Origin of the sequence: Streptomyces sp. NBC_01142 (assembly GCF_026341125.1) — a bacterium.
In the GTDB taxonomy this organism is placed as follows: domain Bacteria; phylum Actinomycetota; class Actinomycetes; order Streptomycetales; family Streptomycetaceae; genus Streptomyces.
Genome location: NZ_JAPEOR010000002.1, coordinates 1,434,580 through 1,458,617 on the forward strand (window position 1 = coordinate 1,434,580; position 24,038 = coordinate 1,458,617).

General features: G+C 70.7%; 19 protein-coding genes, 3 tRNA genes and 2 pseudogenes. 12 read left to right on the top strand and 12 right to left on the bottom strand.

Going from position 1 to position 24,038, the window contains the following annotated elements; genetic code table 11:
* The first annotated feature begins 35 nt into the window (after window positions 1-35).
* The gene (locus OG883_RS23990; protein ID WP_266544404.1) at window positions 36-1,154 is read left to right on the top strand and encodes a serine hydrolase; all 1,119 of its coding nucleotides are present in this window, start codon (window positions 36-38) and stop codon (window positions 1,152-1,154) included.
* Between the two features lie 26 nt (window positions 1,155-1,180).
* Here OG883_RS23990 and OG883_RS23995 read toward each other — a convergent pair.
* Window positions 1,181-1,459 (bottom strand): annotated as a pseudogene (locus OG883_RS23995) (Tn3 family transposase); the annotation flags it as partial.
* Window positions 1,460-1,788: 329 nt separating this feature from the next.
* On the opposite strand from OG883_RS23995, the gene OG883_RS24000 reads away from it, so the two are divergent.
* The 3 genes and pseudogenes from OG883_RS24000 to OG883_RS24010 all read left to right on the top strand — a co-directional run bounded on the left by OG883_RS24000 (window position 1,789) and on the right by OG883_RS24010 (window position 3,574).
* Window positions 1,789-1,914: a hypothetical protein gene (locus OG883_RS24000; protein WP_266544406.1), complete on the top strand. Its 126-nt coding sequence runs from the start codon at window positions 1,789-1,791 to the stop codon at window positions 1,912-1,914.
* A 4-nt stretch (window positions 1,915-1,918) separates the two neighbouring features.
* Window positions 1,919-2,309, top strand: a pseudogene (locus OG883_RS24005) (endonuclease/exonuclease/phosphatase family protein).
* A gap of 506 nt (window positions 2,310-2,815) precedes the next feature.
* Window positions 2,816-3,574 (top strand): tyrosine-type recombinase/integrase, encoded by a 759-nt coding sequence (locus tag OG883_RS24010; RefSeq protein ID WP_323181025.1) that lies wholly within the window; start codon window positions 2,816-2,818, stop codon window positions 3,572-3,574.
* 152 nt (window positions 3,575-3,726) lie between these two features.
* Here OG883_RS24010 and OG883_RS24015 read toward each other — a convergent pair.
* From OG883_RS24015 to OG883_RS24025, 3 genes are all read right to left on the bottom strand, one after another.
* A tRNA-Ile gene (locus OG883_RS24015) sits at window positions 3,727-3,803 on the bottom strand.
* A gap of 178 nt (window positions 3,804-3,981) precedes the next feature.
* Window positions 3,982-4,054 (bottom strand) — tRNA-Asn (locus tag OG883_RS24020).
* Window positions 4,055-4,059: 5 nt separating this feature from the next.
* Window positions 4,060-4,132, bottom strand: a tRNA-Asn gene (locus OG883_RS24025).
* A 174-nt stretch (window positions 4,133-4,306) separates the two neighbouring features.
* On the opposite strand from OG883_RS24025, the gene OG883_RS24030 reads away from it, so the two are divergent.
* The 5 genes from OG883_RS24030 (at window position 4,307) to OG883_RS24050 (ending at window position 10,225) form a co-directional block, all read left to right on the top strand.
* Entirely contained in the window at window positions 4,307-4,606 is a 300-nt protein-coding gene (locus tag OG883_RS24030) for a YtxH domain-containing protein (protein WP_266544410.1), read from the top strand.
* 36 nt (window positions 4,607-4,642) lie between these two features.
* Complete coding sequence (locus tag OG883_RS24035) at window positions 4,643-6,088, top strand: FGGY family carbohydrate kinase (RefSeq protein WP_266544413.1); 1,446 nt, start codon at window positions 4,643-4,645, stop codon at window positions 6,086-6,088.
* Window positions 6,089-6,206: 118 nt separating this feature from the next.
* On the top strand, window positions 6,207-7,940 hold the full coding sequence (locus tag OG883_RS24040) for an ABC transporter ATP-binding protein (RefSeq protein WP_266549385.1): 1,734 nt from the start codon (window positions 6,207-6,209) through the stop codon (window positions 7,938-7,940).
* Window positions 7,937-9,892 (top strand): ABC transporter ATP-binding protein, encoded by a 1,956-nt coding sequence (locus tag OG883_RS24045; RefSeq protein WP_266544416.1) that lies wholly within the window; start codon window positions 7,937-7,939, stop codon window positions 9,890-9,892. Before OG883_RS24040 ends, OG883_RS24045 begins: the two co-directional genes overlap by 4 nt.
* 39 nt (window positions 9,893-9,931) lie before the next feature.
* Window positions 9,932-10,225, top strand: coding sequence for a hypothetical protein (locus OG883_RS24050; RefSeq protein WP_266544417.1), 294 nt, complete (start codon window positions 9,932-9,934; stop codon window positions 10,223-10,225).
* A 105-nt stretch (window positions 10,226-10,330) separates the two neighbouring features.
* Here OG883_RS24050 and OG883_RS24055 read toward each other — a convergent pair whose 3' ends face one another.
* The 6 genes from OG883_RS24055 to OG883_RS24080 all read right to left on the bottom strand — a co-directional run bounded on the left by OG883_RS24055 (window position 10,331) and on the right by OG883_RS24080 (window position 19,011).
* On the bottom strand, window positions 10,331-11,602 hold the full coding sequence (locus OG883_RS24055; protein WP_266544419.1) for an RNA polymerase sigma factor: 1,272 nt from the start codon (window positions 11,600-11,602) through the stop codon (window positions 10,331-10,333).
* Between the two features lie 339 nt (window positions 11,603-11,941).
* Entirely contained in the window at window positions 11,942-13,852 is a 1,911-nt protein-coding gene (gene dnaG, locus OG883_RS24060) for a DNA primase (protein WP_266544422.1), read from the bottom strand.
* A 34-nt stretch (window positions 13,853-13,886) separates the two neighbouring features.
* Entirely contained in the window at window positions 13,887-15,149 is a 1,263-nt protein-coding gene (locus tag OG883_RS24065; protein ID WP_266544425.1) for an NAD(P)/FAD-dependent oxidoreductase, read from the bottom strand.
* Between the two features lie 200 nt (window positions 15,150-15,349).
* Window positions 15,350-16,690 carry a deoxyguanosinetriphosphate triphosphohydrolase gene (locus OG883_RS24070; protein ID WP_266544428.1) on the bottom strand — a complete coding sequence of 447 codons (1,341 nt, stop codon included), beginning with the start codon at window positions 16,688-16,690 and terminating at the stop codon, window positions 15,350-15,352.
* 169 nt (window positions 16,691-16,859) lie between these two features.
* Window positions 16,860-17,756: a sirohydrochlorin chelatase gene (locus OG883_RS24075; protein WP_266544430.1), complete on the bottom strand. Its 897-nt coding sequence runs from the start codon at window positions 17,754-17,756 to the stop codon at window positions 16,860-16,862.
* A gap of 430 nt (window positions 17,757-18,186) precedes the next feature.
* A complete protein-coding gene (locus tag OG883_RS24080) occupies window positions 18,187-19,011 on the bottom strand; it encodes a hypothetical protein (RefSeq protein ID WP_266544434.1) in 825 nt (274 codons plus the stop codon).
* 278 nt (window positions 19,012-19,289) lie between these two features.
* Between OG883_RS24080 and OG883_RS24085 the strand changes: the two genes are divergently transcribed.
* From OG883_RS24085 to OG883_RS24095, 3 genes are all read left to right on the top strand, one after another.
* On the top strand, window positions 19,290-19,904 hold the full coding sequence (locus tag OG883_RS24085; protein WP_266549387.1) for a vancomycin high temperature exclusion protein: 615 nt from the start codon (window positions 19,290-19,292) through the stop codon (window positions 19,902-19,904).
* 144 nt (window positions 19,905-20,048) lie between these two features.
* The gene (locus OG883_RS24090) at window positions 20,049-20,630 is read left to right on the top strand and encodes a TIGR03086 family metal-binding protein (protein ID WP_266544437.1); all 582 of its coding nucleotides are present in this window, start codon (window positions 20,049-20,051) and stop codon (window positions 20,628-20,630) included.
* Between the two features lie 208 nt (window positions 20,631-20,838).
* On the top strand, window positions 20,839-23,202 hold the full coding sequence (locus tag OG883_RS24095; RefSeq protein ID WP_266544440.1) for a molybdopterin oxidoreductase family protein: 2,364 nt from the start codon (window positions 20,839-20,841) through the stop codon (window positions 23,200-23,202).
* On the opposite strand, the gene OG883_RS24100 is transcribed toward OG883_RS24095, so the two are convergent.
* Window positions 23,192-23,647 carry a gamma-glutamylcyclotransferase family protein gene (locus OG883_RS24100; protein WP_266544444.1) on the bottom strand — a complete coding sequence of 152 codons (456 nt, stop codon included), beginning with the start codon at window positions 23,645-23,647 and terminating at the stop codon, window positions 23,192-23,194. The genes OG883_RS24095 and OG883_RS24100 overlap by 11 nt on opposite strands.
* Complete coding sequence (cutA, locus tag OG883_RS24105; RefSeq protein WP_266544447.1) at window positions 23,644-24,003, bottom strand: divalent-cation tolerance protein CutA; 360 nt, start codon at window positions 24,001-24,003, stop codon at window positions 23,644-23,646. Before cutA ends, OG883_RS24100 begins: the two co-directional genes overlap by 4 nt.
* Window positions 24,004-24,038: the final 35 nt, after the last annotated feature.

Below are 24,038 nucleotides of genomic sequence, written 5' to 3' on the forward strand. Positions count from 1 at the left end.
GAGCTCACCCCGGGAAACACGAAAGGACGCATGACGTGAAGAACCCACTGGATTCCGCGGCACTGAACGCCGCCATCGAAAACGTCCACCGCGCCGGGATGCCGGGCCTGTTCGCCGAGGTGCGAGACGGCGAACAGGTCTGGCGCGGCGCCGCCGGGGTCGCCGATGTCGCCACCGGCCGCTCTGTCACCGCCGACATGCGGCACCGAGTCGGCAGCATCACCAAGACCTTCACCGCCGCGGCGGTCCTGCAGCAGGTCGAGAGCGGTCGGATCGGTCTCGACACACCGATCGGCCGGTACCTGCCGAAGCTGGTTCCCGGAGCACGCGGTGACGCGATCACGGTCCGGATGCTGATCAACCACACCAGCGGCCTCGCCGAGTTCCTCCCTTACGCCTACCCCTCCCTCAAGGGGATGCCCGTCGTCGCGGACACCCGGCCCCAGAGCCTGGACGACCACCGGTTCACACGGTTCGACCCCGTTGAACTGATAGAGATGGGGGTCACCGCACCTGCCGTCGGCGCCCCGGGCGGTGCTCCGGGGGTGTACTCCAACACCAACTACTTGCTCCTCGCCCAACTCCTGGAAGAGGTGACGGGCACTGCGGCCGAGCGGTACATCACCCGCAACGTCATCGAGCGCGCCGGGCTCCGGGACACCGAACTCCCCGCCGGACCGTACGTCGACGGACCGCACTCGCAGCTCTACGAGGCGTGGTTCGGCATGATCGACCCACCGCGCGACTACAGCGTCTACGACATGTCATATGCGGGGCCAGCGGGCTCCCTGATATCGACCGTCGCGGACCTCAACCGCTTCTACCGCCTGCTTCTGGCCGGAGAGATCATCAGCCCGTCGTCGCTGGCGCAGATGCAACGCATCGGCCCGGTCATCTCCCAAGAGGGAAAGACGATCGACTACGGCCTCGGCCTGCACCCGATGGAGGGTCCCGGTCAGAGCACCTTCTGGGGCCATGGCGGCACGGTCTGGGGTGGTGGAGCACTGGCCATGATCCGTGCCGACGGCAAACGGCAGATGTCCGTCGCGGTGAACCTGCAGAGGTGGAACAGGCTCGACTCCTCCGGCAAGCCGCAGCCCCATCCCATCGACGACGCGCTTGCGACTCTTTACCGCGTGGCGATGTACGGCTGACCGGGCCCTGAACCCGTTGGCGGCTCTCATTCCTCTTCGTCCTCGTCGAGACCGCCCGCACCCGGGTCGCGCAGCGGGCGCAGGCCGCCGTCGACCGGGGTGGAGGCGCGGAAGCTGTACCGGCCGAGCACGTTGAGGTTGGCGTGCTTGAGCGGGGAGACGCGGGCGACGTCCTCGTCCAGGACGTCGTGCTCGCGCTCCTCGGCGGGCAGGGCCCGCAACTCCTCGACTGCGGCGTCGAGATAGCGGGTCGTCCACAGTACGGCGGCATTCAGCACGAGACCGAGCGCGCCGAGCAGGTCCTCTGTCGATCAGGCGCACCATCAGTGGAGGCCCGCCGACCGGCCCGGCGGCCTCGGCGTGGAGGCCTGGCCCGGAGTCACGCGCCCGCCTCGCCCGGCTAGCGGTCGCCGTGGGTACTGACCAGGAGGGCATGGACCACGAGGTTCCTGGAGTACTGGTCGCGTGGGTGATCGTAGGGGGATCAGGGCCCCCTTGCGATGACGCGCTCGGAGCGGTACCGCACGGATGAGGAGCGCCACCCAAGACCGGCGTTATCGACGTCGCAAAGATCCTCACCGCGGGCGAGACCGCCGTCGGCGTACAGGCGGGCAAAAGCGCCGGGGCGGGAGTCGTGATCGGTATCCTGACCGGTGAGCTGCCGCACGAGGCGCTTCAGGGCCGACCGTACAGCCGTGTCCTGGGCAGTGTCGCCGAGGTGCCTGAGCCGGCGGAGACACAACTGGAGGGCTGGACCTGATCAGTTGGGGTCGGAAGTAGAAGTGGAGATGGGCGCCTTCCTGGACGCCAAGAACATCCCGGCCGGCGAGCAGGTGATCGTCGCGGGCGACTTCAACGTCGACTCGCACAGCGCCGAGTACGCCACGATGCCGGCGGACGGCGGCTTCGCCGACGCCCCCCGCACGGGCCACCCGTACTCCTTCGACACCAACGACAACTCCATCGCCTCCGAGCGCTACCCCACCGACCCTCGCGAGGACCTCGACTACGTCCTGCACCGCGCGGGCCACGCCCGGCCGTCCGGCTGGACCAATGAGGTCATCAAGGAGCAGAGCTCCCTGGTCCGTGACCAGCGGGGGCACGGTGCACACGTACACCAACCTCTCGGATCACTACCCGGTGGTCGCCGGCTGAACTGCAAAACTCGCTCAAGATCAGTGAGAACCGCTGGTCAGCCGTCTATGGTGTCCACACCATCGGACCCGGCCGCCGTCCTCCCCCGTGGGACGGCGGCCGGGTCCGACTCGTATGGAGAGCGGGATCTCACCCGCACCCAGGACGGACGTGCGCTGGTGCGGCGACATCACCTGGATCCTTGGATCTCCGCTCCACACCCAACCGGTCCGGACCGTGCCGACACCATCCGGCGAGCCTCTGCGGTCAGGGCACTACTGCGACATCGCGCGGGGGTGTTCCTGGCGGATGCCTATAGCGGATCGCTCGTGCGATGTCGGCCCCGCACGCGCGGGGGTGTTCCTGTCGAGGGGCCCGGAGCGTGATCCGGGCCCCAGTCGGCCCCGCACGCGCGGGGATGTTCCAGGACCATGCCCGGACCGACGGACAGCTGACGGGTCGGCCCGGCACCCTCCGGGACGTGGGGACGGGGCTCGACTCGGGGGCGGCTGGAGTCGGCCGAGGTCCTGCGCGAATGGAAGGCCAAGCAACAGCGGGAGCGCGAACAGTGGTCCGAGGTCGGCGCCTGGGTCGAGTCCGGTTTGGCCTTCACCCACGAAAACGGTGAGCCGATTCACCCGGACTGGGTCAGCCGGCGATTCAAGCGCCTGGTTGAGCTGTCCGGATTGCCCCCGGTCCGCCTCCACGATGCCCGGCACATCTCAGCGAGCCTTTCATTGCTCGCAGGGAACGACATCAAGGTCGTGCAGGAGAAGCTGGGCCACAGCTCACGGCAGATCACCTCCGACACGTACACCAGCGTCCTGCCCGAGCTGCTGCGCGCAGAGGCAGAGTCGACGCTGTCCGTCGTCCCGCGCGAAGTGCCCTACAGGGTGCATCAGGCGCTGAAGATCCCGAAGAGTGCGTTTCGGGACGGGCTGGCCGTCGTGTACGCCCACGCGGCGAGCTACGGCGACCTCTGGGCGGTAGGCGCCCTGATTCGACACGACGGCGAACTACTGGGAGAGATCAGAGCCGCCGTGCGCTCTCCCGAGCAGGCGGCGGCTGCCGCAGAGAAGTGGCTGCGCGAGCACTGCACAGAAAGCAGCCTGCAACTGGTCCGAGTCGAGAATCTGCACGCGGCCGTACCTGAGGGCCAGCGTCAGCACCTCACCCTTGTGCGTTTCGTGATCGGCCGCGTCACTGCACCAGACGTAGCTGGCTGGCTGGAGCGATCTCAGAAGGACAACGGCGCGGACGACGGACCGGGCGAAGAAGCCGCATAGCGACACGCCGCTCAGGTGTGTCGTTGCCGCCTCTGTCCACACACTGTCCACATAATCGGAGGACGGCCGTAGGAACGGCCCGTCACGATCGCCTTCATGATTCGCCCGACCGGCAAAGAAGCTGGTCAGAACGATTCATCACCACTGGCCTGTGGTGGGGCGGGTGGGACTCGAACCCACGGCCGACGGATTATGAGTCCGCTGCTCTAACCGGCTGAGCTACCGCCCCTAACGGCGCGTCGCGCACATTTGTGCGCGCCGTCTGCCGCAGCATAGCCGGTCATACGATCTCCTGCCTCGGATGGTCGGCAACGCACAACCGTCAGGACTGCGCTGCCCCCTGCCCGGTTCCAGAAGTGGCTCAGGACACACGAAAAAGGACCCCCAAGGGGCCCTTTTCCGCATTGCTCCCCCGACTGGACTCGAACCAGTAACCCTCCGGTTAACAGCCGAATGCTCTGCCAATTGAGCTACAGGGGATCGCGCTCCCCCGACTGGACTCGAACCAGTAACCTGCCGGTTAACAGCCGGCTGCTCTGCCAATTGAGCTACAGGGGATTGCTGCGTGTGCACCGAACGTACCTACCCCGGGGCGTCCCGGGGGGCGTGTGCTCGCTGCGACACATACATTAGCGCAAGCAGGGGGGTGCTCCGCCAATCGGTATGGCCCCGGGTGATCTCGGGCTTCTCCGGGTAGGCGGCCAGCACCGATTCAAGGGAAGGGCGGCAGCCATGCGGTACAAGCTCACGTTCGTCATCGGACTGGCCCTGGGCTACGTGATCGGCACGCGGGCGGGCCGCGAGCGCTATGAACAGCTGAAGAAGTCCGCGCGCCAGTTCTCCCAGAACCCCGCCGTGCGCAACGCGGCCGAGTCCGCGGCGCAGAGCAGCCGCCAGGTGGCCGGCAAGGCGTTCCACGCGGTGAGCGACAAGGTCGGGGACCGGGTGCCCGACTCCGTGGCGGAGCGGGTGCGATCGCTGCGGGAGCGGAGCGCGAACGGCGAGGACGACTGGGGAACGACCAACACGTGACGACGTGACCTCGCCGGTGCGGCAGAATCTGCTGACATGGGGATAGTCGCCGGGTTGGACAGTTCGTCTGCCTTCACACGCATCGTCGTCTGTGACACGGACACGGGTGCCGTGCTGCGCCAGGGGTATGCGCCGCACCCTGTCGAGCCGAAGGCCACCGAGATCGATCCGCAGGCGTGGCTGCTGTCGCTCGGCGAGGCGGCGACCGGCGGGCTGCTGGAGGGCGTACAGGCCATTGGGGTGTCCGCACAGCAGCACGGTCTTGTGGCACTGGACCGGCAGGGCAATCTCGTACGTCCCGCCCTGCTCGGCAATGACAGGCGGGCGCAGGTCGCGGCGGCCGATCTGATCGACGCGCTGGGCGGGCGGCAGGCCTGGGCCGAGGCCGTCGGATCGGTGCCGCAGGCGGCGCAGCCGGTGGCGAAGCTGCGCTGGATGGCCCGTTCGGAGCCCGAGCTCGCGCAGCGCGTCGCCATGGTGATGCAGCCGCACGACTGGCTGGTGTGGCAGCTGCTCGGCCGGCCGGCCCGCAGGACCACCGACCGCGGCGGCGCTTCCGGGACCGGTTTCTGGTCGGCGGGCACGGGGTCCTACCGGACCGATCTGGTGGAGCTCGCGCTCGGCCATCAGTGCGCGCTGCCGGAGGTGCTCGGTCCGGCCGACGCCGCCGGGACGACGCCCGAGGGACTGCTGATCTCCGCCGGGACCGGCGAGATCATGGCGGCGGCGTTCGGGCTCGGCGTCGCTGTCGGCGACGCGGTGGTGTCGCTCGGCGCCTCGGGTTCCGTCATGGCCGTGCACCATGAGGCGCTGGCCGATCCGAGCGGGATGATTACGTCGTTCGCCGACGCGACCGGTATGCATCTGCCGGTCGTCCACACGCTCAATGCCGTACGGGCGCTGCGCGGAACCGCCGAGATGCTGGGTCTGGAGGATCTCGAGGAGCTCTCCGCGCTGGCGATGAAGTCGACGCCGGGCTCGTCCGGTCTGGTGCTGCTGCCGTATCTGGAGGGCGAGCGCACCCCCCAACTGCCCCACACCGCCGGAACGCTGAGCGGGCTGCGGCGCGAGTCGATGAAGCCCGAGCATCTGGCGCGGGCCGCCTTCGAGGGCATGCTCTGCTCGCTCGCGGACGCCATGGACGTGCTGCGCGGGCGCGGTGTCGAGGTGCGCAGGGTCTTTCTGCTGGGGGCTGCCGCCGAGCTGCACGCCGTGCAGGCCGCCGCACCCGCGATCTTCGGGGCACAGGTCGTCGTACCGCAGCCGGCCGACTATGCGGCGCTGGGCGCGGCCCGGCAGGCCGCCTGGGCGCTCGGTGTCGCACAGGGGAAGCTCTCTCCCGCGGCGCCGCCCGCCTGGCAGGGCGCGGCGGCGCAGATCCTCGAGCCCGGCGAGGACGCGGCGGTGGGACAGGCGGTGCGCCAGCAGTACGGCGCGACTCGGGACCACATCCACCCGGGGGCCTTCGGCCCCGCTTCGTAGCCCTGCCTCCCGACTCGCCTTTCTTGACCCGGCCTTGGGGGAAAACCCTTGGGGTTGTCGGGGTGGAGTGTCGCAGGATGGGGTGACCCCCGATCTTGTCGACCCCGAGAGACTTCGTGTGCTGATCCAACTGGTGCGGACGTATCTGCGTCCGTACAGGAAACCCATCGCCCTGCTGGTGGCGCTTCAGCTGCTGCAGACCAGCGCCACCCTCTATCTGCCCACTCTGAACGCGGACATCATCGACAACGGTGTCGTGACCGGGGACACGGGCCTCATCCTTCGCCTCGGCGCGCTCATGATCGCCGTCAGCGTCGTCCAGGTGTTCTGCAACATCGGGGCTGTCTTCTACGGTGCGCGGACGGCCGCCGCCCTCGGCCGGGATGTCCGGGCCGCCGTCTTCGACCGGGTGCAGAGCTTCTCCGCGCGCGAGGTCGGGCACTTCGGGGCGGCTTCGCTGATCACCCGCACGACCAACGATGTCCAGCAGGTGCAGATGCTGGTCCTGATGGCGTTCACGCTGATGGTCTCGGCGCCGATCATGTGCGTCGGCGGCATCATCATGGCGCTCGGGCAGGATGTGCCGCTGTCGGCCGTGTTGCTGGCGGTGGTGCCGGTCCTCGGCATCGCGGTGTCGCTGATCGTCAAGAAGATGCGGCCGCTGTTCCGGACCATGCAGGTACGTCTGGACACGGTGAACCGGGTGCTGCGGGAGCAGATCACCGGCAACCGCGTCATCCGGGCCTTCGTACGGGACGAGTACGAGAAGGAGCGGTTCCGCGGCGCCAACAACGAGCTCACGGATGTGTCGCTGTCCACCGGACGGCTGATGGCGCTGATGTTCCCGACCGTGATGACGGTGGTGAACGTGTCGTCCGTCGCCGTGGTCTGGTTCGGTGCCCACCGGATCGACAGCGGTGCGATACAGATCGGCGCTCTGACCGCTTTCCTCGCCTATCTGCTGCAGATCGTGATGGCCGTGATGATGGCCACCTTCATGTTCATGATGGTGCCGCGTGCCGAGGTCTGTGCCGAGCGCATCGAGGAGGTCCTGGGCACGGATTCGAGCGTCGTACCGCCGGCCGAGCCCGTAGGGCAGCTGCGGCGGCACGGCCATCTGGAGATACGGGACGTCGACTTCCGCTATCCGGGGGCCGAGGAGTCGGTCCTGCGCGGCGTCGGTCTGCAGGCGCGGCCGGGCGAGACGACCGCGATCATCGGGTCGACGGGCAGCGGTAAGTCGACCCTGCTCGGGCTCGTACCGCGGCTGTTCGATGTGACGGGCGGCGAGGTGCTCGTCGGTGGGGTGGATGTGCGCGAGCTCGACGCGGCGCTGATGGCGCGGACGGTGGGGCTCGTGCCCCAGAAGCCGTATCTCTTCTCGGGGACCGTCGCCACCAATCTCCGGTACGGAAAACCGGGAGCGAGCGACGAGGAACTGTGGCAGGCGCTCGAGGTGGCACAGGCCGCCGACTTCGTACGCGAGCTGGAGGGCGGGCTGAACGCGCCGGTCGCGCAGGGCGGCATCAATGTCTCGGGCGGGCAGCGGCAGCGCCTGGCGATCGCCAGGACCCTGGTGCAGCGTCCGGAGATCTATCTGTTCGACGACTCGTTCTCGGCGCTGGACTACGCCACGGACGCGGCGCTGCGCGGGGCGCTGGCGCGCGAGACCGCCGAGGCGACGGTGGTGATCGTCGCCCAGCGGGTGTCCACCATCCGTGACGCGGACCGGATCGTGGTACTGGACGAGGGGCAGGTCGTGGGGAGCGGAAGCCATCACGAGCTGATGGCGGGCAACGAGACCTACCGAGAGATCGTGCTCTCGCAGCTGACGGAGGCGGAGGCCGCATGAGCGGGCCGGGTGGACGCATGATGATGGGCCCCGCCGAACGGTCCATGGACTTCAAGGGCTCGGGCAGACGGCTGCTGCGGCGGTTCGCGCCGGAGCGGGCCACGCTGGGGGTGATGCTCGCGGCGGGTGTGCTGAGCGTCGCGTTCTCGGTGGTCGGGCCGATGATCCTGGGGTGGGCGACCGATCTGGTCTTCGCGGGGGTCGTCGGCCGCGAGATGACGGACGGGACCAGCAAGGCCCAGGCGATCGACGCGCTGCGGGACGAGGGCGACGGCGGGCTGGCCGAGATGCTCTCCGGGGTCGACTTCGTGCCCGGCCACGGCATCGACTTCGGCGCCGTACGCGAGGTGCTGCTGATGGCGCTGGTGGTGTACGTGGCCGCCGGGCTGCTGATGCTGGTGTCAACACGGCTGTCGATCCGGGTGATCAACCGGACGATGTACCGGATGCGGGCGGATGTACAGGCGAAGCTCTCGCGGCTGCCGCTGTCGTACTTCGACCGGGCCAAGCGCGGCGAGGTGCTCAGCCGGGCGACGAACGACATCGACAACATCTCGCAGACCATGCAGCAGACGATGGGGCAGCTGATCAACTCGCTGCTGACCATCGTGGGCGTACTGGCGATGATGTTCTGGATCTCGCCGCTGCTGGCGCTGGTCGCGCTGGTGACCGTGCCGGTTTCGGTGTTCGTCGCGACGCAGGTCGGCAAGCGCTCGCAGCCGCAGTTCGTGCAGCAGTGGAAGTCCACGGGCAAGCTCAACGCCCATGTCGAGGAGATGTACTCCGGTCATGCGCTGGTGAAGGTCTTCGGGCGGCAGGACGAGTCGGCCGAGGCCTTCGCCGAGCAGAACGAGGCGCTGTACCAGGCAGGTTTCAAGGCCCAGTTCAACAGCGGGGTCATGCAGCCGCTGATGTTCTTCGTCTCCAACCTCAACTATGTGCTGGTGGCGGTCGTCGGCGGGCTGCGGGTCGCGTCCGGCGCACTGTCGATCGGAGATGTGCAGGCGTTCGTGCAGTATTCGCGGCAGTTCTCGATGCCGCTGACGCAGGTCGCCTCGATGGCGAATCTGGTGCAGTCGGGCGTCGCTTCGGCCGAGCGGGTCTTCGAGCTGCTGGACGCTCAGGAGCAGGAGCCCGACGCTGCCCCTGCCTTTGCCTTCGCCGGGGAGGCCCCGTCTTCGGCCGAGTCGGCGGGCCGGCCGCTGGGGCAGGTCTCACTGGAAGAGGTCGCGTTCCGGTACGAGCCGGACAAGCCGCTCATCGAGGATCTGTCGCTGAGTGTGGAGCCGGGGCACACGGTGGCGATCGTCGGGCCGACGGGGGCCGGGAAGACGACCCTGGTGAATCTGCTGATGCGGTTCTACGAGGTGACCGGCGGCCGGATCACTCTGGACGGCGTGGACATCGCGAAGATGTCGCGTGAGGAGCTGCGTTCCGGGATCGGGATGGTGCTCCAGGACACCTGGCTGTTCGGCGGCACGATCGCGGACAACATCGCGTACGGCTCCGCCCGCGAGGTGACGCGCGAGGAGATCGAGGAGGCGGCGCGGGCGGCCCACGCCGACCGTTTCGTACGGACCCTGCCCGACGGCTACGACACGGTGATCGACGACGAGGGCTCGGGCGTGAGCGCCGGCGAGAAGCAGCTGATCACCATCGCTCGGGCGTTCCTGTCCGACCCGGTGATCCTGGTGCTGGACGAGGCGACCAGCTCGGTGGACACCCGTACCGAGGTGCTGATCCAGAAGGCGATGGCGCGTCTGGCCCATGGGCGTACGAGCTTTGTGATCGCGCACCGGCTCTCCACCATCAGGGACGCAGATGTGATCTTGGTGATGGAGAATGGCTCGATCGTCGAACAGGGCACGCATGACGGGCTGCTGGCGGCCGAGGGCGCGTACGCGCGCCTGTACGCGGCGCAGTTCGCGCAGGCGGTGGCCGAGGTCGACTGAAGCACCGGCACATGACGGGGAACACGGGGGACCGCAAGCGTGGAGAACAGCACGAAGGACGGCAAGGCAGGCAACGGGAGTCCGGTGGGCACGGCTATGGCGGCGGGACTGTCGCTGGGGCTGTGCGCCGGGATCGTCCTCGGACTGCTCGTCTTCGACAACCTGGGTCTGGGCCTTGGGCTGGGGATGTGCCTCGGGGTGGCCGTCGGCGCGGGGATCGATGCGGCGCGCAAGAAGCGCGAGCCGGACGCTTCGGGCTCTTTGGACTCTTCGGGGGCTTCGGGGGCTTCGGACTCTTCGGGGGCTTCGGGGGCTTCGGGCGAGGACGTGTAAGCCCGGGAATCCGCGGCCGGGCCCCGCGCCTGGAGCGCGGGGCCGGGACGGAGCCCAGTTGCGGGAAGGGGCGGGGTGGTACGGGCCCGCGCGGCGGGAGGCGCGTCAGTCCAGATAGCCGCGGAGTTGGTCGGCGAAGGCGTGGTCGCGCAGCTTGCTGAGGGTCTTGGACTCGATCTGGCGGATGCGTTCGCGTGTCACGCCGAAGATCCGGCCGATCTCTTCGAGCGTGCGCGGCCGGCCGTCGACCAGTCCGTACCGCAGCTGGACGACCTTGCGTTCGCGCTCGCCGAGGGTGGAGAGCACGGCCTCGAGGTGCTCGCGCAGCAGCAGGAAGGCGGCGGACTCGACGGGCGAGGCGGCGTCGCCGTCCTCGATCAGGTCCCCGAGGGCGACGTCGTCCTCCTCCCCCACGGGAGCGTGCAGGGAGACAGGCTCCTGGGCCAGCCGCAGCACCTCGCTGACCCGCTCCGAGGGCAGGTCCAGCTGGCCGGCGACCTCTTGGGGAGTGGGTTCGTAACCGCGCTCCTGGAGCATCCGGCGCTGAACCCGTATGACCCGGTTGATCAGCTCGACGACATGGACCGGGACGCGGATGGTCCGCGCCTGGTCGGCCAGCGCCCGGGACATGGCCTGGCGGATCCACCAGGTGGCGTAGGTCGAGAACTTGTAGCCGCGGGCGTAGTCGAATTTCTCAACTGCCCTGATCAGGCCCAGGTTTCCCTCCTGGACGAGGTCGAGCATGGTCAGTCCGCGGCCGACGTAGCGCTTGGCCACGGAGACCACGAGGCGGAGGTTGGCCTCGATCAGCCGGCGCTTGGCCATCCGGCCCATGACGACCAGCTTGTCGAGATCGACGGCGAGTTGGGAGTCGTCCAGGTCGGGAGTGATGCTGAGTTTCTCCTCGGCGAACAGCCCCGCCTCGACGCGGCGCGCCAGCTCCACCTCCTCGACGGCGGTGAGCAGCGGAATCCTGCCGATCTCCCGCAGATACTGGCGGAACAGGTCGGAGGAGGGCCCGCTGTTGTCCGCACGGCTGCCGGACCGCCGTACCGCAGGCTCCGGAACTTCCACGGGATCCTCGACGACGGTCTCCGGGACCGCTCCCGGCACCGCCTCGGGGTGATGTACGGCCCGGCTCTGCGCGGGGACCTGCGCGGGGACGGACTGCGCGGGGACGGCCGCGACAGTATCGGTCTCGGTCAGGGTCTGGGTCTGCACGGGGGCGACCTCCAGGGTGATCGCTGCCGGGTCGGGGGTGTGCGGCAGCGGGACGGAGGCGGCCGGGCCGCATTCCGTCCCGTACACGTTGAGCGGATCCGCGGGGGTGAGAGGGCCACTGTGGGTGGACCGGCCGCGCTCCGGGGACTCAGGCACCGCACCCCAGTGTGGGGTACGACACATCGCTGCCACGAGGGGCGTGCGGTGACTTTCTGAGTCCCGTGCGTGACCGGGCGGTTACCCCAGCAGGATCTTCAAGCGGTGGGTGAGGCTCAGGGGGTGTCGTTTGGATCAGGCTGGATCAGTGAGCGGGGTCCGGCGATGGGGACACCTCCCGTGCCCGAAGGGCTACGGGGGAGGATCGCAAGGCGGAGGATGGGGGTCCCCCCGCCGAAGGCAGGGGGAGAGTCCATGCGGAGCGCCGGCGACTGACGACAACGCAGCGAGGTGCCGTGCCAGGGCACGCGAGCCCGGCAAGATCCAAACGACACCCCCTTAGAGAGCGTCCGCGCCCTGGTTGCGCAGGGACCGGCCGTACTGCTGGAGCACCCACAGTTCGTTCGCCACGGCCGTGTGGCGCTCCGGGTCCGCGTTCGGTCCGAGGCGGGCGAGGGTGCCCTGGACGTCGCGGATACGGCGGTCGACCGCACGCAGCCGGACCTGGACGAGCTGCATGCCCGCATACGTCTCGTCGACCGTCCGCGCGTGGACGGCTTCGACGGCGAGCTCGGTGACCAGGGCGCGCACGGTGTCGTTCGGTGCGGCCTCGCGGACCCGCGCGAGGTAGTCGGGGGCGTCCTGGGTGCCCTCTTCGGCGCCGCCCGCCTCCGCGATGGTCTGGCGCACCGCGGCGTACGGCGGTGCGGTGAACTCGTCGATGCCGTACGCGTCGAAGGCCGGGGAGACCAGGCCCGGGTGCTGGAGGGCGAGCTTGAGCAGCTCGCGCTCGGTGCGGTGGGCGGGGCTGCGCAGATTGAGCGCGGGGCCGGCGGGTCCTGCCGGAGTCTGCTGGGCGTTCTGGTTCTCGTACGAGGAGGTGGCGCGGGACGGGGCCGCCGGGCCGCGGCCGCCGCGGTCGCGGGCCCACCGCGCGAGCTGGGCGACCCGCTTGACCACGAACTGGGTGTCGAGAATGCCGAGGATGCCGGCCAGCTGCACGGCCGACTCGTGCTGAATGGCGATGTTCTTGATGCCCGCGACGATCGGGGCGGCCTCGTCCAGTGCGGCGGCACGGCCCGCGGGCGTCTCCAGATTGTGGCGGGTCACGACATGGCGGATCGCGAACTCGAAGAGCGGGGTGCGGGTTTCGACGAGCTTCTGCACCGCGCCGTCGCCCTCCGCCAGACGCAGCTCGCAGGGGTCCATGCCCCCGGGAGTGATCGCGATGGAGGTCTCCGCGGCGAACTTCTGGTCGTCCTCGAAGGCGCGCAGTGCGGCCTTCTGGCCGGCCGCGTCACCGTCGAAGGTGAAGATCACCTCGGCGGTGGCGTTGTCCATCAGGAGCCGGCGGAGGATCTTGATGTGGTCGCCGCCGAAGGACGTGCCACAGGTCGCGATCGCCGTGGTGACGCCCGCGAGATGGCAGGCCATGACGTCGGTGTACCCCTCGACGACGACGGCCGTGCTGCTCTTGGCGATCTCCTTCTTGGCGAGGTCGATGCCGTACAGCACCTGGGACTTCTTGTAGATCGCCGTCTCGGGGGTGTTCAGGTACTTCGGGCCGTTGTCGTCGTCGCGCAGCTTGCGGGCGCCGAAGCCGACGACCTCGCCGGTGATGTCGCGGATCGGCCACATCAGACGGCCGCGGAAACGGTCGATGGGGCCGCGGCGGCCGTCCTGGGAGAGGCCGGAGAGGATCAGCTCCTTGTCGCTGAAGCCCTTGCCGCGCAGATAGCGGGTGAGATGGTCCCAGCCCGCCGGGCTGTAGCCGACGCCGAAGTGCTGGGCGGCCCCCTGGTCGAAGCCGCGACCGGCGAGGAACTTCCGGCCGATCTCCGCCTCGGGGCCGTCCAGCTGTTCGACGTAGAACAGCGCGGCGGCCTTGTGTGCCTCGACCAGACGGATGCGCTCGCCCCGCTGGTGGGTGGGGTTGTACCCGCCCTCCTCGTAGCGCAGGGTGATGCCCGCCGTCCCGGCGAGGCGCTCGACCGTCTCCGAGAAGGAGAGATGGTCGATCTTCATCACGAAGGCGATGGTGTCTCCTCCCTCCTGGCAGCCGAAGCAGTGGAAGAGACCCTTGCTCGGGCTGACCTGGAAGGAGGGGGACTTCTCATCGTGAAAGGGACAGAGGCCTTTGAGGTTTCCGCCGCCGGCGTTGCGCAGCTGGAGGTATTCGGACACGACGGCGTCGATCGGGACCGCGTCCCGTACCGCCTTCACGTCGTCGTCGTTGATCCTGCCTGCCACGCGTGAAGTCTACGGTGGCGCGGTGACACTCCTGTCAGCCGTCGAGAGATGTGAGCGGTACGGACGGGTCGCCCAGGGCATCGGGGTTCACCGGTGCTCCGGTACGGATCAACTGCTGGATGGGCTCGGTGACGTCCCACACATTGACGTTCATCCCGGCAAGCACCCGGCGGTCCTTGAGCCAGAAGGCGATGAACTCCCGTTTTCCGACGTCGCCGCGCAGGACCACCTGGTCGTACGAGCCGGGCGGTGCCCAGCCCGAGTACTCCAGGCCCAGGTCGTACTGGTCGGAGAAGAAGTACGGAATGCGGTCGTAGGAGACGTCCTGGCCGAGCATGGCGCGGGCGGCGGCCGGGCCGCCGTTGAGGGCGTTCGCCCAGTGCTCGACGCGCAGCCGGGCATCGAGGAGCGGGTGGTGGGCGGCCGCCACGTCGCCCGCCGCGTAGATGTCCGGGTCGGAGGTGCGCAGGCTCGCGTCGACGGCGATGCCGCCACCGTGGGCCCGGTCGGCGAGGGCGAGCCCGGCGGCTTCGGCCAGCGCGGCGCGCGGCGCGGCACCGATTGCGGCGAGGACACCGTGGGCCGGGTGTTCCTCGCCGTCGTCCGTACGGGCCGCGAGCACCACGCCGTCCTGTCCGGTGATCTCGGTGAGGCGGACGCCGAAGTGGAAGCGGACGCCGTGCTCGGCGTGCAGTTCGGTGAAGACCTGGCCCAGCTCCGGGCCGATGACCTGGTGGAGCGGGGTGGGTTCCGGTTCGACGACGGTGACCTCGGCGCCGTAGCCGCGGGCGGCCGCCGCGACCTCCAGACCGATCCAGCCGGCGCCCGCGATGACCAGATGCCCGTTGTCGCGGCCGAGGGCGGTGAGTACCCGGCGCAGCCGGTCGGCGTGGGCGAGCCGGCGCAGATGGTGGACACCGGCGAGGCCCGTGCCGGGGATGTCGAGTCGGCGCGGCTCGGCACCGGTGGCGAGCAGCAGCTTGTCGTAGTGGACGACGGTGGCATCGCCCAGGCGTACCGACTTCGCGTCGCGGTCGATGGCGACGACGGTCTGGCCGAGGTGGAGTTCGATGTCGGCCTGTGCGTACCAGGCCGGCTCATGGACGAAGACGCTGTCGCGCTCCTCCTTGCCCGTCAGATAGCCCTTGGACAGCGGCGGGCGTTCATAGGGGTGGTCGCGTTCGTCACCGATGAGGATCACTCGTCCGGTGAACCCTTCGGCACGGAGGGTCTCGGCCGCCTTGGCCCCGGCCAGTCCACCGCCGACGATGACGAATGTCCGATGTGCGTCGACCACGTGATGCCTCCTCTTTGCTTCTACGCTGCACAGCCTTCAGCGAGCGTCCCGCACGGAGCGTGAAGGCGGAAGAGGGAGTGATTCCTGGGCGTGTCATATCGGGCATAACGGTCTCAGGGTGGACCAGGGGGATCAGGACAGCGGCGCAACGTGAGCGCGGCGCGGATCAGGGGGCGGCGCGGATCAGGCGCGGCGCGACGTCAGCGGCGGCCCGTGAGGTGGGCGTGCAGGGCGCGCGCCGAGGCGTCCGTGAGGGAGGCGATATGGTCGACGATCACCCGCTTGCGCGCCCTGTCGTCCGGTGCCGTCTCGAACAGGGCCCGGAACTGCGGGTCGAGGCCTTCGGGGGCGCGGGCCGTGAGAGCCTCGGCGAGCTCGGCCAGCACGATGCGCTGATCGGCGCGGAGGGCCTCCTGCTCGGAGCGCTGCATCACATAACGGTCGGCGACGGCCTTGAGGACCGCGCATTCGTTGCGGGTGGCGAGCGGGACGACCAGCTCGGCGGCGTACCGGGTGAGCCGCCCGGTGCCGTACGCCCGGCGGGTTGCGCCCTCGGCGGCAAGACAGAAACGGCCGATGAGCTGGCTCGTCGCGTCCTTCAGCCGGGCCTGGGCGACGGCTGAGCCGTCGTAGTGGTGCGGCCACCACTCCTGGCCGACGAGGCGGTCGAGGGCGTCGGCGAGCTCCTGCGGGTCGGTGTCCTCGGGGACGTACCGCCCGATCGCCACCGCCCAGATGGCGCTGCGCTCCTGCTCGGAGAGGAGGGCGCCGGGGTCGACATGGCCGGCGTGCAGGCCGTCCTCGAAGTCGTGCACCGAATACGCCACATCGTCCGACCAGTCCATGACCTGGGCCTCGAAGCACTTGCGGTGCTCGGGTGCGCCCCGGCGGACCCATTCGAAGACCGGCAGGTCGTCCTCGTACACCCCGAATTTCACCGAGCCGGGCTCGGTGGGGTGCCCGCCGCGCGGCCAGGGATATTTGGTGGCGGCGTCCAGGGTGGCCCGGGTGAGATTGAGGCCGACGCTGACCAGCTCGCCCTCGGTCGCGGCAGCACCCGATGCCACAGCGTCGCTGTGGACGAACCGCTTGGGCTCGATCCGGGTCAGCAGCCGCAGCGACTGGGCGTTGCCCTCGAAGCCGCCGCAGTCCTTGGCGAAGTCGTTGAGGGCCTGCTCACCGTTGTGCCCGAAGGGCGGATGGCCCATGTCGTGGGCGAGGCAGGCGGCCTCGACCAGATCGGGGTCGCAGCCGAGCGCCGCGCCCAGTTCGCGCCCGACCTGGGCGCATTCCAGGGAGTGGGTCAGCCGGGTGCGCGGGCTGGCGTCCCAGACCTGGGTGCGTGTGCCGGGGGTGACCACCTGGGTCTTGCCGGCGAGGCGGCGCAGTGCGGAGGAGTGCAGCACGCGCGCGCGGTCGCGCTGGAAGGCGGTACGGCCGGGGCGTTTGTCCGGCTCGGCCGCCCACCGGACGGTGGCCGCCTCGTCGTACACATCGGGGTCGTATGAATCGTATGAGGTGGTGCTGGTGGTGCCTTCCATGCACCGACGGTATCCGGAGCCGGTGACAGGCGGGTGACGGTGGTGGCTGCGCACGGGCGAGTTCGCGCCGCTGAGTGCGGTGGCCAGGGGTGCCTTTGGATCAGGCGGGGACAGGCGGGGTCAGGCGGGATCAGGCGGGGGCAGCCCGGCACGATCCGGAAGACACCCCCTAGGCAGAGGCGAGTTCGCGGTGCTGAGTGGGGTGCGACGTGGTCAGCGCCTCCTCGTAGCGGTGCAGCAGCAGCCGGGCCAGGGCCGGGTGCGCGCCGAGCGGGGCGGCGGCGATCCACGGCGAGGCGGCGGCGCTGCGGGTGGCGAACAGGCCCGGGGAGGCGAAGTAGGAGGCCACGGCGATCCGGTGCCGGCCGCGGGCGGCCAGCGCGCGCACGGCCGCGGGGACGGCGGGCGCGGCGGCGGAGGCGTACGCGGGGACGACGGGCACCCCGCCGAGGCGCTCGCTGAGCAGGTCGGCGGTGCGCCGGGCGTCGGCGGCCGAGTCGGGGTCGCGCGAGCCGGCGGCGGCCAGGACGACTCCGGCGCTACGGCTGGTGCCGTCCTCGGGGCGCCAGCCCGCCTCGGTCAGCCGGGAGCAGAGCGCCTCGACGAGGAGCGGGTGGGGGCCGAGCGGGGCAGCGATGCGTATGTCGGCACCGGGGACGGCTGCGGCGGCCTCCGGCAGATCGTGCTTGACGTGGTAGCCGCGGCCCAGCATCAGCGGTACGAGAACGGCCCGGTGGGGCCGTGTGTCCAGCGAAGCGAGGGTGTCGGGCAGCAGGGGCTCGTTCAGTTCGATGTGGCCGAGGCGGACATCGAGACCGGGGCGCAGTTCGCGGACCCGGTCGAGGAGGGTGGTGACGGTGTGCAGGGCGCGCGGGTCACGGCTGCCGTGGGCGACGGCGACGAGGGTCGGCCGGTGGGCGGGCCCTGCGGTGGGAGGCATGCGCATGCGGGTTCCGTTCAGTCTGACGTGACTCAGCTGGGTGCCGAGCTGCGTGGTGATGCGCGAGAGCAGCTGCGCCGTGCTGTCGAGGGGCAGGGACTCACGAAGGTGTGCCGGCTCCGTCATGGACCGATCCTGCCGGGCGCAGGTTGCCGGGTCATTGCGTGAGGGTGACGGGTGTTTTCCATGGCCTCACGGGCTCCCCGGCGGCACTGTCAGACACCTCACCCACTGCGACCGACATCGGGACGGGGAGCATCGAGTCGGGAAGGGGTCGGGACGGGAGGGGCGGGGGAGGCGGTCCCGCCATGGGCCGGACCGAGCCGGACCGAGCCGGACCGAGCCGGTGGATACCCGGTGGATGCGTTCGCGGCCGCTGCCGGGGGCCCGGACGCGCGGAGTGGCCGAACGCGGATGTGGCGGGCAGCAGCCCGGCCCGCGGGCCGCCGCCGTGACGCCCCGGCCCGCTGCTGTCCGCCCGGGGCGCACGCCTTCGACCCGCTTCTCTGCCCGCCGGTTCGGACGCCTTCGCGGCGGGCCGGCCCGGGACCGCGGTCTACGACTCGGCGGCGGCCGGTCCCCCGTTGCCCGCCTCCTGGCCGGCACCCGGCCCGGATGCGAGCCACACCCGCAACGGACCGGCCGGCACACAGCCATGACGAACCGCCGCGGCCAGATCCTCGCCCTGCTCGTACCCGACGACCGGCACCCCCGGCCACCACCGGGCCACCGCCGCCAGACACCCGGCCCAGGCGCCGTCCAGGCCCCCGCCGGGCTCGTTGCCCGATGCGTCGCCTGTCCCGTTGCCCGGATCGCCGTTCACGGTGAACAGATTGGAGATGCCCGTCGCATCCGGACTCCGGCTCGCCACCGCGCCCGCGACCATCCGCCCGTCGGTGTCGTGCGCGGCGAGAACCGACGTCGCGACGTCGGCCAGCAGCTCCGACCGGAACAGGCCGGTCAGGCCCTGTCCGCCGTCCCGGGCCGCGTCCCAGGCAAGCAGCTCCTCCGCCGTCCGCAGCCTCGCCCACTGGATCCCCCGCGGCCCTACGGGAGCCGCCAGACCCGCCGGCCGGTACAGCCACTCCGCCTCGAAGAGCACCTCGAAGCCGTCCTGGGCCAGGTCCAGACACGCGAAACTGTCCTTGACCGAGCACCCCGGCGCGCCGGTGTCGATCCCGCCCAGGACCTCCCCCTCCGACGCGTCCGCGACCAGCGTCACGGCGTCGGGGTACAGCGGCGGGGTCCGCCGCGCGCTGGCCCAGGCGCGGTCGCCGAACGTACCCGGGAGCCCGTGAGCACGGCACATGGCGTCGCACCACTCGGCGTTGTTGCGGGCGGCCGTACGCACCCACGAGTCCTTGTCGATTCCCGTGATCATGAAGCAGATCATGGCCCGGCGCATGCCGCGATGGCCAGTGCGAGGTCGGGTTCGCGTGCCGCGGTCTCCGGTTGCCGCGGTCCGCGCGACAGGTCGCGACAGGTCTCCGGCCGGCGCGGTTCCCGTTGGCCGGTTCGGGTGGGCGCCGACCGAACCGATCCGCCCCGGTCGGCGTCTGACCAGGCGTGAAGACATCGAAGAGGCCCCGAGTGAAGCGGCCGGCTCTCCCGGGACTGCCGCGCACCCGGCGCGCCCAGCGGCGAGGCGTGCAGGCGGTCATGCTCGGGTGCGTCCTCGCGCTCGCGCCCGCGACCTGGATGCACGCCGTGGCCGACAGCCGCGTCCGTACCGTCGCGCAGGTCCCGGCACAGGACGTCGCCGTCGTCTTCGGGGCAGGGCTGTGGCAGGGCCGCCCCACGCCCTATCTCGCTCACCGGCTCGACGCCGCCGCCGAGTTGTACCGGGCGGGCAAGGTCAAGGTCGTGCTGGTCACCGGGGACAACAGCCGGGTGGAGTACGACGAGCCCGACGCCATGCGCACGTATCTCACCGAGCGCGGGGTGCCGGACGGGCGGATCGTCAGCGACTACGCCGGGTTCGACACCTGGGACTCGTGCGTACGCGCCAAGAAGATCTTCGGGGTGGAGCGGGCGGTCCTGGTGACTCAGGGATTCCACATCCGGCGGGCCGTCGCGCTCTGCCAAGCGGCAGGGGTCGAATCGTACGGAGTCGGGGTCGCCGAGCCTCACGACGCGACCTGGTTCTACGGCGGGGCGCGGGAGCTGTTCGCGGCCGGCAAGGCGGCGCTGGATGCGGTGCTCACACCGGATCCGCGGTTCCTGGGGACCGAGGAGGCGGGTGTGCGGGACGCGCTCGCCGCGGCCGGTCGCTGACCCGGCGCGCAGGGTGTGACACGGGTGCCCCGCGGCGGCGCGCGGCGGCAGGCGGCGTGACGCGGTGATGCCCCGTGGCGACACGACAGCCACACCGGGCCGACAGATCTCGCGCCGGCATCCCCGGCAGGGAACAGTGACTGTATGGAAAACGATGTGGCAGCCCTGCTCGCCCGGCACACCGAAGCGCTCGCGCTCTTCACCGACCGCGTCCACTCCGTGCAGGCCGACCAGTGGGACGACCCGACGCCCTGCACCGACTGGTCCGTACGCGATCTCGTCAACCATCTCACCGGGGAACAGCTGTGGGTCCCCGACCTGGTGAGCGACGGGGCCACCATCGAGGACATCGGCGACTCCTACGACGGCGATGTCCTCGGCCGGAACCCGCGGGCCACCTGGGACGCCGCCGCCCGCGCCGCGCGCAAGGCCTTCGCCGCCGAGGGCGCGCTGGAGCAGACCGTCGAGCTGTCGTACGGGGAGACCCCGGCCGTCGCGTACTGCGCGCAGATGATCACGGACGCCGTCGTACACACCTGGGATCTGTCCCGCGCGATCGGCGCGGACGAGCGGCTGCCGGACGTGCTGGTGCATTTCGCGCTGGACGAGGTCACACCGTACGCAGCGGGCCTGTCGAAATCCGGCCTCTTCGCCGCGCCCATCGAGCCGCCACCGGGCGACAGCCCGCAGACGAGGCTGCTCGCCCTGTTGGGCCGCCGCGCCTGAAGCGGCGCCGACAGACAGACCGACCTACCGGACAGGCCGACCTACCGGGCAGGCCGGCAGGCGGGGCGGCCGGCGGGCGGGGCGGGCGAACCGGGCAGCAGAGGCGGGCAGCACCTCACGGGAGCGGAGAGGGACGGCGGAGGTGGGCGTACCCCGGCCGTAATCCGGAGCGCCCGTCCGCGTAACACAGACGTCGCACGCTGGCTGTATGCCCGACGAGACCACCCCGACCCACTGTCCCTACTGCGCTCTGCAGTGCGGCATGAATCTGCGCGGCGGATCCGAGGCGGTCGAGGTGGTGGAGCGCCCCGACTTCCCCGTCAACCGGGGTGCGCTGTGCGGCAAGGGCCGCACAGCCCCCGCGCTGCTCTCCTCCCGGGTGCGCCTGACCGAGCCCCTGGTCCGACGCCCCGCCACAGGCAGGCTCGAGCCGGCCACCTGGGAGGAGGCCCTTCGGACGGTCGCGGAGGGGCTGCGGCGTACGCGGACGGAGTACGGACCCGATGCGGTGGGCGTCTTCGGGGGCGGGGGCCTGACCAACGAGAAGGCGTACACGCTCGGCAAGTTCGCCCGCGTGGTGCTCGGCACGTCGCAGATCGACTACAACGGACGCTTCTGCATGTCGTCGGCCGCCGCGGCGCACCAGCGGGCGTTCGGCCTCGACCGCGGGCTGCCGTTCCCGCTGGAGGACATTCCGCGCGCCGGCTGCGTGATCCTCGTCGGCTCGAACCTCGCCGAGACGATGCCGCCCGCGCTGCGCTATCTGACCGAGCTCCGGGGGAACGGCGGCAAGCTGATCGTCGTCGATCCGCGCCGGACCAGGACCGCGGAGCAGGCCGATCTGCATCTGGCACCCCGGCCGGGGACGGACCTGGCGCTCGCGCTCGGGCTGCTGCATGTGGTGGTGGCGGAGGGGCGTACGGACGAGGAGTTCATCCGGGACCGTACGAGCGGATGGGGAGAAGCCAGGGCGGCGGCGATGGCGCACTGGCCCGAGTTCGTCGAGCGGATCACCGGCGTCGGTGTTCCCGAACTGCGGGAAGCGGTACGGATGTTCTGTGACGCGCCGACCGGGATGGTGCTCACGGCGCGCGGCCCCGAACAGCACTCCAAGGGCACGGACACCGTCAGCGCCTGGATCAATCTCTGCCTCGCGACGGGGCAGGCGGGGCGGCCGCTGTCCGGCTACGGCTGTCTGACCGGTCAGGGCAACGGACAGGGCGGCCGCGAACACGGCCAGAAGGCGGACCAGCTGCCGGGCTACCGGAAACTGGACGACCCGGCGGCGCGGGAGCATGTTGCACGGGTGTGGGGCGTGGAGCCGGAGACACTGCCGGGGCCGGGGCGCAGTGCGTACGAGCTGCTGGACGCGCTGGGCGGGGAGGTGAAGTCGCTGCTGCTGATGGGCTCGAACCCCCTGGTGTCGGCGCCGCGCGCCGCGCATGTGGAGGGGCGGCTGCGCTCGCTGGACTTCCTCGCGGTCGCGGATGTGGTGCTGTCCGAGACGGCGGCGATCGCCGATGTGGTGCTCCCGGTCACGCAGTGGGCGGAGGAGACGGGCACGACGACGAACCTCGAGGGCCGGGTCCTGCTGCGCCGCAAGGCGGTACAGGCACCCCCGGGAGTCCGCAGCGACCTGGAGGTACTGGGCGGGCTGGCGGCGCTGCTGGGCCACGAGAAGGGTTTCCCGTCGGACGCGGAGGAGATCTTCGAGGAACTGCGCAGGGCGTCGGCGGGCGGCCCGGCGGACTACTCGGGCATCACATACCGCAGGATCGCGGAGGAGGACGGGGTGTTCTGGCCCTGCCCCGAGGAAGCGCATGCGACGGGGGAAGCGGATGCGACGGAGGAAGCCGCGACCGGCGATCCGGGCACCCGCGCCGACGCCCCGGGGCCCGGGGCCGTGGTCCGGCCCGGCGGCGGGTCAGGCGGGTCAGGCGGGTCAGGCGGGTCAGGCGGGTCAGGCGGGTCAGGCGGGTCAGGCGGGTCAGGCGGGTCAGGCGGGTCAGGCGGGTCAGGCGGGTCAGGCGGGTCAGGCGGGTCAGGCGATCGTGCGCCCGGTGTCGGCCCCGGGTCCCACCCCGGGACGCCCAGGCTCTTTCTCGAGCGGTTTGCCACAGCTGACGGGCGGGCTCGGTTCGTTGCCGTGGGGCATCGGGCCGCCGCCGAGGAGACCGATGCCGACTATCCCGTACTGCTGACCACCGGACGGGTCGTCGCCCAGTATCAGTCGGGGGCACAGACCCGGCGGATCGACGAGCTCAATGCCGCTGCCCCCGGGCCCTTCGTCGAGCTTCATCCGCAGCTCGCCGAGCGCCTCGGCGCCACCGAGGGTGAGCCCCTCGCCGTCGTCTCGCGGCGCGGGCGGGCCGTCGGCTCCGCCCGGATCACCACCAAGATCCGGCCGGACACCGTCTTCATGCCCTTCCACTGGCCGGGCGAGGGCCGGGTCAACTCGGTGACGAACCCGGCGCTCGACCCGACCTCGCGGATGCCGGAGTTCAAGGTGTGCGCGGTACGAGTGGAGCGCGCGGAGCAGCCTGCACCCGCAGAAGCCCTGGTCACCGGCTGAGCCGGCCACTCCAGTCGCCGCCGGGGACGGGGGTGCCGGTCGCCCTCAGCTTCCCGGCGACGCTCGGCGCGGCGACGTAGACCCACGCCCGTACCGCCGTGCCGTCCGGACGGACGACGTCGCGCGCCACCCGCTCGTACAGATTGCGCGGGTGGCCCGGCGCGACGTACTCCTCGAGGTGGTCGAGTACGGCGAGCAGCTCCCCGTACTCCCCCTCCGCCGCCGTCACCACCTCACCCGCGACCGTGCCGCCGCCCTGATCATCGACCGCGTACGGATAGCCCGGGCCCTCGTAGAGCACCGCGTCCACCAGCCGCGCCGGCTCCTCCACCGCCGTGCGGCCCTGCAGGAACAGCTCGTGGTTGCACTCGCCGGGACGCAGCGTGCCGTAGACGAAGAACGGGAGCTGCCCCTCGGTTCTGGACACCGACGTGGACCCGGTCACGGCGCAGCGGTCTCCGCGTCGATCCACGCCAGGTACGCCGCGCTGCCGCGCACCACCGGCGTCGCGATGATCTCCGGGGTGTCGTAGTCGTGGGCAGCCACGAGATGCGCTTCCAGCTCGGCGTAGCGGGCCTGTGACGTCTTGAACAGAACCTGCCACTCCTCGGCGGTCTCGATCGCGTTCTGCCAGTGGTAGACGGACGTGACCGGGGCGGAGATCTGGGCGCAGGCGGCCAGCCGCGCCTCCACCGCGCCCCGCGCCAGCGCTTCCGCCTTCTCGGCGCTGTCGGTCGTGGTCAGTACGGTCAGAGCAGCCAGTACTGTCGGTGCGGTCGGTGCGGTCGGTGCCAGGGACACAGGACAGGCTCCTCGTCAGGGTCGTCAGCGGTCGT